The 11,411-nt window shown below is 62.0% G+C and carries 11 protein-coding genes; 5 read left to right on the forward strand and 6 right to left on the reverse strand.

The window, feature by feature from the left end:
* Nucleotides 1–41 precede the first annotated feature (41 nt).
* Both EFR00_RS19635 and EFR00_RS19640 read left to right on the forward strand, forming a co-directional pair.
* Nucleotides 42–1,523, forward strand: a complete 1,482-nt coding sequence (locus EFR00_RS19635; RefSeq protein WP_077992578.1) for an FAD/NAD(P)-binding protein — start codon at nt 42–44, stop codon at nt 1,521–1,523.
* A 104-nt stretch (nt 1,524–1,627) separates the two neighbouring features.
* Nucleotides 1,628–2,533: a DMT family transporter gene (locus EFR00_RS19640; RefSeq protein WP_077992576.1), complete on the forward strand. Its 906-nt coding sequence runs from the start codon at nt 1,628–1,630 to the stop codon at nt 2,531–2,533.
* On the opposite strand, the gene EFR00_RS19645 is transcribed toward EFR00_RS19640, so the two are convergent.
* Genes EFR00_RS19645 through EFR00_RS33085 form a run of 5 tightly spaced genes read right to left on the reverse strand, consistent with a single transcriptional unit; the run spans nt 2,499 to nt 8,522 of the window.
* A complete protein-coding gene (locus EFR00_RS19645) occupies nt 2,499–4,181 on the reverse strand; it encodes a VOC family protein (RefSeq protein WP_245435265.1) in 1,683 nt (560 codons plus the stop codon). The genes EFR00_RS19640 and EFR00_RS19645 overlap by 35 nt on opposite strands.
* A 21-nt stretch (nt 4,182–4,202) precedes the next feature.
* On the reverse strand, nt 4,203–5,798 hold the full coding sequence (locus tag EFR00_RS19650; protein ID WP_077992573.1) for a response regulator: 1,596 nt from the start codon (nt 5,796–5,798) through the stop codon (nt 4,203–4,205).
* A 4-nt stretch (nt 5,799–5,802) separates the two neighbouring features.
* Nucleotides 5,803–6,228 carry a response regulator gene (locus EFR00_RS19655; RefSeq protein ID WP_009991532.1) on the reverse strand — a complete coding sequence of 142 codons (426 nt, stop codon included), beginning with the start codon at nt 6,226–6,228 and terminating at the stop codon, nt 5,803–5,805.
* On the reverse strand, nt 6,215–8,356 hold the full coding sequence (locus EFR00_RS19660) for a sensor histidine kinase (protein WP_077992570.1): 2,142 nt from the start codon (nt 8,354–8,356) through the stop codon (nt 6,215–6,217). Before EFR00_RS19660 ends, EFR00_RS19655 begins: the two co-directional genes overlap by 14 nt.
* The gene (locus EFR00_RS33085) at nt 8,346–8,522 is read right to left on the reverse strand and encodes a hypothetical protein (protein WP_164519017.1); all 177 of its coding nucleotides are present in this window, start codon (nt 8,520–8,522) and stop codon (nt 8,346–8,348) included. Before EFR00_RS33085 ends, EFR00_RS19660 begins: the two co-directional genes overlap by 11 nt.
* Before the next feature lie 28 nt (nt 8,523–8,550).
* Here EFR00_RS33085 and EFR00_RS19665 point away from each other — a divergent pair, with 28 nt between their 5' ends.
* The 3 genes from EFR00_RS19665 (at nt 8,551) to EFR00_RS19675 (ending at nt 10,578) form a co-directional block, all read left to right on the forward strand.
* Complete coding sequence (locus tag EFR00_RS19665; RefSeq protein ID WP_077992568.1) at nt 8,551–8,928, forward strand: response regulator; 378 nt, start codon at nt 8,551–8,553, stop codon at nt 8,926–8,928.
* Nucleotides 8,929–9,406: 478 nt separating this feature from the next.
* The gene (locus EFR00_RS19670) at nt 9,407–10,111 is read left to right on the forward strand and encodes a helix-turn-helix transcriptional regulator (RefSeq protein WP_009992967.1); all 705 of its coding nucleotides are present in this window, start codon (nt 9,407–9,409) and stop codon (nt 10,109–10,111) included.
* A 29-nt stretch (nt 10,112–10,140) separates the two neighbouring features.
* Nucleotides 10,141–10,578 carry a response regulator gene (locus EFR00_RS19675; protein WP_010058279.1) on the forward strand — a complete coding sequence of 146 codons (438 nt, stop codon included), beginning with the start codon at nt 10,141–10,143 and terminating at the stop codon, nt 10,576–10,578.
* Nucleotides 10,579–10,614: 36 nt separating this feature from the next.
* On the opposite strand, the gene EFR00_RS19680 is transcribed toward EFR00_RS19675, so the two are convergent.
* Entirely contained in the window at nt 10,615–11,331 is a 717-nt protein-coding gene (locus EFR00_RS19680; RefSeq protein ID WP_077992567.1) for a sensor histidine kinase, read from the reverse strand.
* Nucleotides 11,332–11,411 lie beyond the last annotated feature (80 nt).

Consider the following 11,411-nt stretch of genomic DNA (forward strand, 5'->3'; position numbering starts at 1 on the left):
CAATTATTATAGACAATTGCCGGGCGAGGATTGCGCTAGGAATGTCCGGCTTCTATGTTTGGCCATCGAAGCAAGATCCGGCCACCATGCAGTCCAAGCCCCTGCCGACGTCAAAACAGCCCGTCGTCGCCATCATCGGCGGTGGCGTTTCCGGTGCGGGCGTCGCCTATCATCTCGCCCGGGCGATGGGCGGCGAACATCCCGTGATCGTCGTTTTCGAGCCGCGGGCGGAGCTCGGCCGTGGTCTTGCCTATGACACGGACGATCCGGCCCACCGCATCAATGTCCCGGCCGCCAAGATGAGCCTGCAGCCTGACGACCAGGGTGAATTCCAGGCCTGGATCGAGGCCCGGGACGCAGTCGCCTGCGACCCCGAGGCAAGACGCTCCGACGGCCAGATCTTTCCCCGGCGCCGGCTCTTCGGCGATTATGTCGCCTCCCTGCTGAAGCCATTTCTGGACGACGGCAGCGTGCGCCATCGCCGCGCGGCGGTGAGCCATGTCGAGCGCCGGGCCGGCCGTTGGTCGATCCGCGACGAGAAAGGCGGCGTGACTGAGGCCGATATGGTCGCGATCGCCACCAGCCATCCGCCGCCGGCCGCTCCCGGCCGGCTTGCGAGCCTTCTTGCCGCCCACCCCCGTTTCGTCTCCGACACGACGAAGCCGGGCGCGCTCGACGTCATCCGTCCCCACGACCGGGTGCTGGTCATCGGCAACGGCCTGACCGCCGCCGATGTCATTGCCTCGCTTGCCGAACGCGGACATCACGGTCCGCTGACGGCGATCTCGCGCCGCGGCCTGCGCTCGCGCGGGCATGCGCCGGTACCGCAGCCGCTCTATGGCGATTTCGTTGCCGATGCGGCTCATTCCGCCGTTTCGCTGCTGGCGGGAATCCGCGCCGCCATAGATGCGGCGAAGGTGCAGGGCATAAGCTGGCATGGGGTGATCGATCAGGTACGAGCGCAGGGATATGACCTCTGGCAGGCGCTGCCGATGGCCGAACGGCGCCGCCTCGTCCGCCATCTGCGTCCCTATTGGGATGTGCATCGTTTCCGCATCGCGCCGCAGGTAGAAGCCGTGCTCGACGCGGCGATCGCTGCCGGTCGTCTCGAAATCCTTGCCGGCTCCGTCGCCGATGCGCGCATCGAAGGCGAACTCATCCTTTGCACGCTGCAGCCGCGCCATCGCGGCCAGCCGCTTGAGCGGGTCTATGACGCCGTCGTCGTCACGACCGGTCCGGCCCATGGCGGCATTCTCGAAACTCAGCCCTGGCTCTCGGCGCTCGCGGCAGATGGCCATCTGTCGCTCGATCCCACCGGCCTCGGCCTTGCCTGCACCGAGCGTTCGGAGGCGATCGGCCTGTCGGGAAAAGCGGATCCGTCGCTGTTGATCTCCGGTCCGCTGGCGCGGGGCACCTTCGGCGAACTGATGGGGCTGCCGCAGGTGACCGAGCACGCCTTCTTCATTGCGGCCGAAATCGCCGCAAAGCTGCGACTGGCTGACACAAAGACGCATCCGACCTGATTTTCCGTTTCGATGTCGTTCTCCGACTGTCTCAGGCAATCGACTTCTGCTACGCAGTCCGAAGTCAATGGCCCGGCCTTCGGGCAATCAGAAATATCGAGACCATGTCGCAAACCGCTTCCACCCTTTCCGAAGCCTCGCCTTCCAATCGTCTCGCTCTTGCGGCGCTCGTTCTCGGCGGCGCGGCGATCGGCGGCTCGCCGATCTTCGTGCGGCTTTCCGAGGTCGGGCCGATGGCCACCGCCTTTTGGCGCGTGGCACTGGCACTGATCCCGATCTTCATCGTCTCGCTGCTGAAGAGGAATGCCGGACCCAGACCGCAAAGCCTTGCCGACTTCGGCATGCTGGTTCTTCCGGGCGTCATGCTGGCGCTCGACCTTGCCGCCTGGCACCTTTCGCTCACCATGACCTCGGTCGCCAACGCGACGCTGCTTGCCAATCTCGCGCCTGTTTTCGTCACGCTGATCGCTGTCCTGTTTTTCAGGGCGAGAACCAGCGGCGTCTTCCTGTTGGGGCTGCTTCTGGCGCTTGCCGGGGTCGTTATTCTGAAAGGCGGTCCGGCAGGGCTCGGCAATGGCGATTTGAGCGGCGACGGCGCCGCGATGATCGCCGCCTTCTTCTATGCCTGCTATATCCTGGCGATCGGCAGGCTGCGCAGCCGGTTCGATACGATCCGCATCATGCTGTGGAGCACGGCATCGGCTGCCGTCTGCATCTTCCCGATAGCCTTCTTCTTCGAAGGCCGGATGCTGCCGGCGACCCTTTACGGCTGGTCGATCCTCTTCGGCCTCGCCTTCATCAGCCATGCCGGCGGGCAGGTGGCGATCACCTATGCGCTGGCCTATCTGCCGCCGGCCTTTTCATCGCTGACGCTGCTGCTGCAGCCGGTCGTCGCCGCGATCCTCGCCTGGGCGCTGCTCAATGAGGCGATCGGCACGATGCAGGCGCTCGGCGCCGCAGTGGTGCTTGCCGGCATCATGGTTGCCCGAACGTCTCGCTCGTCGGCTTGACGGCTTGCTGCTCCATCGGCGGTGTCTCATCGCCCATTCTCTGGAGCAGCCACTTCTGGATGATCGGCACATCGCCATCACCGAGGTCGTGACCGCCCGGGATGACGTCAGAATCGACAGTGGCGCCCGAACTCTTCAGTCTCTCCTCGAGTTCGCTCGCATATTGGCCGTAGGCATCGGTCTTGCCGCTAATGACGAGCAGGTCCGTGCCCTTCAGATCGGCATGCGGGAAGTCGCTGAGTACAGGCATGGAGCGCAGCAGCACCGCCTTGTGAACGAGGTTCGGGTGCAGGTAGAGCAGCGAGTTCAATAGGTTGGCGCCGTTGGAATAGCCGACATAGACGATCTTCTTGGGGTCGAGCCCGTAAGACTTGACGGCGCCGTCGATGAAGGCCGCAAAGGCCTCCGCCTCGGTCTTGATGTCGTGCTGGTCGAAGGAGAAGGGTGTGATGCGCTTGTACCAGCGCGGAAAACCCTCTTCCGTCGCACGACCCCGTACGCCCATGAGGGTTGCGCGCGGCGCCGCCTTGTTGAGCAGCGGCATCAGCGTCGTCTCATTGCCCCCCGAGCCGTGCAGCAGCACGAAGACGCTGCCGTCGGGATTCGGCGGCGTGTAGAAACGATGGACGAAGGGCAGCTCGCGGTAATTGACGCGCGGCTGGCCGGGCATCGAAAATTGCGGCAGCACTACCTTCAGCTCGTCGAGATTGGTGATCGCGCCGGGTGGCGCGAAAAGCTTCGTTCCGAGTGCGGCTTGCTCCTCGTCGACAGTCATGCCCGGCTTGTCGGTCGCAAGCTCTACCAGCGTCCCACCCGGTTCGCGGGCATAGAGCGAACGGAAATATTTGCGGTCATGCATGTTGGTCGGCGACGCATTGGTCGCCTCCAGGGCTTTGCCGACCGACAGCAGCGTCTCCTCGTCCGGGGCGCGGAACGCGACGTGATCGACGGTGCCGGTGCCGGGCGCCCCGGACCAGAAGCCGCGTGCATCGCGCACGTCGATAATGTCGCCCGATTGCGAAACCAGCCTGTCGATCGTGCCCCGATTGGCCTGGAAGCGGTAGCCGAAATGGCGCTCGAGAAAGCCCCGGCTTTCGTCAGGCTTCTCCGTCAGCATGGTTGCGCCGCGCACGCGCTGGACTGCATGTTCGACCGGGATCGAGGCGCCGTCCCAGGCGGCGGGCGATGTGAGGTTCTTGGCGCCTGCGAGCTTGAGGATGATATTGTCGGGATCTTTCAGCCTGAGCACGGGCTCGCCGAATTCGTCGGTCGGTCCCTCAGAGCGCAGGCCGAAGCTCATGGCGCGCGTCAGCCAGTAGCCGATGCTCGCCGGATCGATCGCCAGCGAAATCTCGCTGATCTGGCCGTAGCCTGCCCGGCCGGGGGCGCCGTCTTCCCAGACGAGGAAGGTGAGCAGCGAACCCGGCGTTCCCGCCGCATCGCCATAGAGGAGATGAAGCTGCATCACATCTTCGTAACCGGCCGTCTGCTTGACGAGCCGCATGCCGAGAAAGCCGGCGTAAAAGTCCACGTTTGCCTGCACCTTGCGGGTGATGGCCGTCACGTGATGTATGCCTGATACCATCGAGAGCAGTCCTGATTGAAGCGGCGTCGTCAGGAGCGCGAGTATGAAAGTTGCAAAGATCATACCGTTGCCAATGACCACCGCTTAGTTTTGTTCCGCACAAAGCGCAAGCGAATCGCCGCGCTGCAGCAGCTCCAAATGATCGACATCTACGAGGGCCTCTTCCAGTTGCTGCAGGGTCGGCGGCTTGACCATATAGGCGCGCGCGCCGAGGTTTCTGGCCCGCTGCATGTCGGTCTCGTCGCTTGAGGTGCTGAGAATGCAGACGGGAATCCGCTTCAGTCGGGCGTCGGCCGACAGTGCGTTCAGCACCTCGAAGCCGTCCATGATCGGCATGTTGATGTCGAGCAGCATCAGGTCGATCTGCGGCAGGTCGGCTGTGCCGGCGCGCTCCTCGAGCAGCCGCATCGCCTCGCGTCCGTTGGTGGCGACATGCAGGTTGAAGGTCACCTTCTCCCGCCGCATCAGCTTGATTTTCAGAATCTGAATGTCGGCCGGGCTGTCTTCGACCAGCAGCACTTCGGCAAGCCTGCCGGAACCTTCGCCCGGCTGCTCCGCAGGCTTTGGGCTGGGCGGAGCGGCCGATGCGGCCGGCGGCGCGGGCCGCGCCGCGGCGAGCGGTATTTCGACGATGAAGGTGGCGCCGGGGCCCTTCTCCGGTTCGCACCAGATCGAGCCGCCATGCAGCTGCGCGATGCGGCGGCAGATAGCAAGCCCGAGCCCGGTGCCCTCGATGCCGCGGCCGACCAGCCGCTTGAAGGGCTGGAAGATCAGCTCGCGGTGCTGCGGATCGATGCCCGGTCCATTGTCACGCACCGTCAGGCGGCAGGTATGGCCCTCAACTTCACCTGAGATCGTCACCTCCGGAACCTTTTGATCGCAATAACGGATGGCATTCGACACCAGGTTCTGCAGAAGCTGGGTCAAAAGCGTCGCATCGCCCATGACCTCCGGCAGTGCGCCGCGAATGATCACGGCCCCGCGGCTCTCCATCTGCTGGCGCAGATTGTCTTCCACCTGGTTGAGCACATCCGACAGCGAGACCGGCGTCAGCTCCGGCCCGCCATAGGCTTCGAGCTTGGTGAAGCCTGAGACCTTGACGATCAGGTCTTCCATATGGTCGGCGGCGCTCAGCACGTAATCGAGCAGTTCCCGGTCTTCGGCCGGAAGTGCTGCGGAACCGTGCAGGATGCGGCTGAAGGATTTGATCGTCCTGAGCGGCTCCTTCAGATCATGGGCCATGGCGCGGGTGAAGATCTCGAGCGACTGCCGCTTCTGCTCCAGCTGTGCTTCCAGCATGCCGTGCATGATGGCGTTCTGAATGCAGCGGTGCAGCGTTTCGGGCGAAAGCGAATCCTTGGTGAGATAGTCGCGCGCACCGGCCTTCATCACTTCGACGGCGACGGTCTCGCTGCCCTGGCCGGTCAGCATGATGACATTGGCGACAGGATCGTCCTCCAATATATCGGCCAGCACGCCGAGCCCGTCGCGCCCGGGCAGCGAATAATCGAGCAGGATGCAGTCCGGCCGCTTGCGCCCGTTCAGCGCACGGCCCTCTTCGCCGGTCTCCGCCTCGACGACGGTATAGGCGGTGCTGGAGACGCGGCCCAATATGCGACGATAGACCTCGCGATCGTCGATATTGTCGTCGATGATGAGAATGCAGCAGTCTTCCGCCAAACCGTCAGTCCTCGAGCGGCAGGATGGCGATTTCGAACCAGTATTCCTTCAGTCGCTGGATCGCGGCGAAGAGGCCGTCGAGATCGACCGGCTTCTGCACATAGGTATTGGCGCCGAGCGCATAGCAGCCTTCGATGTCGCGCTCGTCGTCGGAGGTCGTCAGGATGACCACCGGAATCTTGCGCCAGCCGTCATTCGACTTGATCGCCTCCAGCGTCTTGCGGCCGTCAAGGCCGGGCATGTTGAGATCGAGCAGGATCAGCCCGGGTTTCGGCACCATAGTCGCGAGCATGTCGAGCGCTTCATGCCCGGAGGCTGCCCAACGGATCGAGTTGCGAAGATTGGTACGCTTGAATGCGCGCATCGTCGCTTCGAAATCGTCTTCGCTGTCTTCGACGATGAGGATCGGTTGCGTGTCACGCTGCTGCATTCTGCCCCTCGCGCTTTTTTCCCAGGGTGAAATAGAATGTGGTGCCGGCGCCGACTTCGGATTCCAGCCAGATATCGCCGTTGTGCCGCGCGATGATCTTGCGGACGAAGGTAAGGCCTGCTCCGGTCCCGTCGTCGGAATCCTGCGACTTTTCGAGACGTTTGAAAATGCGGAAAATATCCTCATGGAATTCCCGGGGTATGCCTTTGCCGTTATCCCTAACGAAAAACACGTTGCGGGCAACCGTGCCGTCCTCGCCGACATAGCGTTCGAGATAGCCGATCGAGACCAGCGGCGCCGGCTTGTCGTTGTATTTGATCGCGTTGGTGATGAGATTGCGGAACACTTCGGTCAGCCGCGGCGCGTCGCAGACGACGTCCGGCAGCCGGCCTTCGATGACGACCTTGGCATGCCGCTCCTCCAGCAGCAGCTCCATCGTCGCGACCACATCCTTGACGATCAGACCGATATCGGCGCGTTTGACCGCCAGTTGCTGTCGCCCGAGCCGGGAGAAGTAAAGCAGGTCGTTGACGAGTTTTTCCATGCGCTGGCTGAGACGCACCAGACGGTTCAGGCGGCGCACGCCGTCATCGTCGAGCTTGTCCTCGTAGTCTTCGAGGAGAAAGCGGGAATGGTTGTGCAGGCCGCGCAGCGGCTCCTTCAGATCATGCGAGGCGATATAGGCGAATTCATCGAGGTCGTGGTTGCTGCGCTCGAGTTCGGCCGTATAGGCCTCGAGCTGGGCAAGCGTGGTTTTCATCCGCTCTTCCTGCCGGGCGCGCTCGCTGATGTCGCGAACGATGCCGACAAAGGTCTTTGTCTCACCGCTGACGACGACGCTGATCGAGACGTCGATCGGAAAGACGATGCCGTTCTTGCGCCGTCCTGAGACCATGCGCGTCGTGCCGATGATGCGTTCCTCGCCGGTCTGACGGTAATGGCCGAGATAGCCGTCATGCTCGGAATGATAGGGCTCCGGCATCAGCATCTTGATGTTCCGGCCGATCGTCTCCTGCGGGGAATAGCCGAACATGCTTTCGGCCGCCGGATTGAAACTGTTGATCGTTCCGCGTTCGTCGATGACGATGACGGCGTCGGGCGTGCTGCGCACCAATGCGCCGAAGCGGATGCGCTCGGCCTCGAGATTATGGTGGTTGCGCAGGAAATAGAAGACGAGGATCGCGATCAGCCAGAGCGTGGCGGCGGTGATCGTGCGGTTGGCGATCTCCTGCCAGAAGCCCGCTTCGTCGTGCCGGACGGCAAGGAAGCCGAGCATCAGCAGCACGGTGCAGGCAAAGGCGAAGAAGAGCGGCGCATTCCTGTTGCCGAACCAGAGGGCCGTCAACACCAGCGGCACGTAGAGAATGCCGTTGGCAAGGCCAAGCGGCGTATAGAGATCGACAAGAAGGCCGGTGAAGCAGACCGCCGCCGGGATCCAGAGCGGGATCTGCGCCCGGTTTGCCGGCTGCAGCCACCAGGAGCGGGCAAGAAGGCCCGAGCCGAAGAACACCAGGCCGATCGCCGTATGCAGCGCCATCGCCGCATAGGGCCCCCAGCGGTAGCCCTGTTCGGCATCGGTGACATAGCTGGCGAGCGCGATCATGCCGAGCGTGATGACGACGTAGCTGGTCAGCTCCTGTGCCACCCGGCTTGTCGACGTCTCGATCTGGAGGGAGAGCAGCAGCGAAACATTGGCGATCAGGAAGACCAATGCCGTGTTGGGGCCCATGCCGCCGCCGATCTCGGCGATGAAGTCGGACGGAACCAAGAGGTGCGAAATCAGCACGTCGACATTGTGGAAACGCCGCCCGAGCGTGGCGATTTCCACGAGCCGGGCCGTCGCGATCGCTGCCGCAAACCCCGCCATGACCGTTGCCGCCATGCGAAAGCGGCGGTCGGCCAGCATCGAGGCGGCTAGCCCGGCGCCGGAAAGCACGAAGCAAAGCGCGGCATTGAAAGCCATCGACGGGAAACCGGGGATCAGCGAGATGACGATGGCGATCTGCAACAACCAGCCGGCCAGGGCGCTGGCGCCGAGTAGCAACATCAGGCAGCCGACAGCAATCGCGAAGGCGCGGTAGCGCCGCCTACGCTGATCCTGCAGGTCCACGTTGCCCTTATCCTGCACCCGTATATCCTCCGCCGGTTCGCGCGGCCATTTTTTCCGAAATCGAGGAATACTCAATAGGCAGGCGAAGCCGCCGCCGCGCTTTTTGCGAAATGATTTTTCGATAAAACAGATCGAATTTTGGTGAAATCGCGATATCGTGCGGGCGAAGGACGGCGAGGTTCATTCGAACAATATCCAAATCATGGTGCTGGATGCCTACCATCGTTTACGTCGACGACAGCAGGGATGATCTCTTCTATCTCGACTATATCCGCAGGAAGCAGCAGATAGATGTCGATCTGTTCTGTTTTTCGACGGCCGAGACCGCGCTGGAAGCGCTGAAGCAGCGCGTGGCGGAGGGCTGGGCTCCACCGGAGCTGCTGGTCGCCGATCTCTATATGCCGCTCGACAGCGGCATCGGCCTGGTGAGCAAGTTGCGCGGCGACGATCGGTTCAGCGCAATGCGGCTTGCGATCTGCAGCGGATCGGATGCCGATGAGGATCGCGCCCGCGCGCTCGAGGCCGGCGCCGATTTTTACCTCGAGAAGCCGCTTGACCTTGCCGAGATCGTTCTCAATCTTGAAGTGTAGGAAACCGCGAAAACCGGTGGTGCGTTTCCTGGCGTTCGTTCGGGCGATATTACAAACCGCAATTGACAAGGCCGAGTGTGCATCCCAAGATGCAACCGAAACGAAGCGGACGGAATTAAAAATAAGCGCTGAGAGAACCGAATGGACCCGCGTTCGCCGCCACGAACTTCAGCCAACCCCTTAGCTAATGGGCCTATCGGCTCTCTCGCGCTTACGTCTGGCACTGCCTTCCCGCATTCATGGATGTTGAACGCGTGAAGATTTACGATACCCAGGTAAGAACTACTGCCCCTCAGTATAATCTGCCCGTGCATCACCTGTAGTTGAGATAACTGATGATATCCGCCTTGCGTACCGAAAGTCCCCGTTTCGATATCTCTCATCAACCGTCTCGCAATTTTTGTAGCTCTTCGCCTTTAAGACGTATATCCCAAGATTTAGGGATTGGGGGCATGGCGGGAGGAGAGGAAGATTGGGAATGAGCAATGCCGCGGCAACTCCTTTTCATGCCGGGCCGGAGCTGAGCCGGGCGATCAACCGCACCGATTTTTTCCGTCTGCTAAAAGCGGCGGCGCAGCATTATCACTTCGACAATTTCGCGCTTGCCCGCATTTCCGAAGCTTCGGCTCCTTTCGGCGAACGCGATGTCGTCATTACCAGTGTCCCCGAGCGCCGCGTCGGCCTTTTTATCGCGACGTTGAAGGAGACGCTTGGAACTGTCCGGGCAAAGAGCGCCCAGTTCCTGGCAACTCCGGTGCATGGCAGAAGTGCTGAGCCGGATACATATCCCTCCGATCGCCTGTTCAACGAGTTCCGCAGCGGCGTCTTCCTTTTCATTCCGCTGTTCACGCCGGAAGGGCGGCGATATTGCCTGGTGCTCAGCGGCGAGCGTGAGGAGCCGGATCAGGGCGAGATCGCCGACCTGCTTCTCGACGCCATGCGCATTTTCGACAAGCTCTACGAGGAAATCCTGACGCAGGAAATGTCCGGACGGCTCACCCAGCGCGAATCGGAAATCGTCAAATGGACGAGCGAAGGTAAAACCTCGGCGGAAATCGCCATCATCCTTGGTCTGTCCGAACACACGGTCAATTCGCATATCACCGCGGCCGCGCGCAAACTCGACGCGGTGAACCGCGTCCACATGGTGGCGATCGCCCTGAGAAACGGTTTGGTTTCGTGACAATGGACTTTGGGACTGGGGAAAATGAGATGACCAGCGAAACGGTCCGAAAGAATGCGGTAAAGGTTCTCTTTGTCGACGATGAATTCATCGAATTCCGCGCGCTCAAGAAGAAGATCGCCGAGCTCTCCGAGCCGCTGGTCGAGGTCGAATATTCGCCGTCGATCGGCGACGCGCTGGAAAAGATCCGCGCGGCGCGCTTCGATCTCATCCTGCTCGACAACCGCCTTCTGCCCAATGCCGATTTCCGCGAAACGGTGCCGGAGCTGCGCGGAATCGGCTATACCGGCCCGATCGGCGTCGTCTCGACCGATATATCCGGCGGCTATTTCCAGGAGTTTCCCGATTACGGCGTCGATTTCCGCATCGGCAAGGACGAAATCGACGCCCAGACGCTGCAGCACATCATCCGCGAATATGTGCACTATGACGTCCCGGATTTCTGGAAGGACGATTACAGCATTTAACGCATGTCGCCCCAGGACTGTGGGCGGTTTGCCGCCTCAAGAAACCGGAAGGCGGATGGTGAAGCGGCTGCCGCTTTCGTCCGAATGTTCGAGGCTGAGATCCCCGCCAAGCGCCTTCAGAAGCTCCTGCGCCGTCGTCAGTCCGAGGCCGGCGCCCGCGACCGCTCCCGCCTTCGGCAATTTCCAGAACGGCTCGAAGATCCGCTCCCGATAGGCGGTATCGATGCCGGTTCCGTTGTCGGAAACCCGGATCAACCAATTCTCCCCATTCTGCTCCGCCGTGATCGCCACATGCGGCGGCGATGAACGGCGATAGGTGAGGGCGTTGGAAATGAGCTGCCTCAGCACTAGGCCGAAAAGGGCAGGGTCGGTGCGGATGGAGGGCAGGCCCCGGCAGGCAAGCGTCGCGTCGTGCGCCCCTGTTTCATCGATCAGTTCGGGCCAGACCTGTTCGGCCAGCGCCTGCAGGTTGACCGCTTCGGGCGTCACCTGAGGCGCGCCACCGGCAAGGCTCATCAATGCCTTGGTCAGGCGCTGCGCGGCCTGCACCTTTTCCATGATCATCCTCAGGCTCTGAAGCTGTTCGTCGTCGAGCGTCTCCTCGAGATCGTCGAGCAGCAACTCGGCATACATGGCAATATGGCGAAGCGGCGATTGCAGGTCGTGCGAGGCGGTTGCGAGAAAACGTTTGATGCGCTCTTCGTTGTCGCCGGCAATATTGGTGTCAAGCGGTCTCGTCGGGTTGGATGACATCTGGCGGTTTCCCCGATCTCTGCTGCGGTGCCGCGCATCTTTTTCGGACGCGCAACGGACGCTGTAATATCTTGAATTGC

Origin of the sequence: Rhizobium sophoriradicis (assembly GCF_003939025.1) — a bacterium.
GTDB classification, from domain to species: Bacteria; Pseudomonadota; Alphaproteobacteria; order Rhizobiales; family Rhizobiaceae; genus Rhizobium; species Rhizobium sophoriradicis.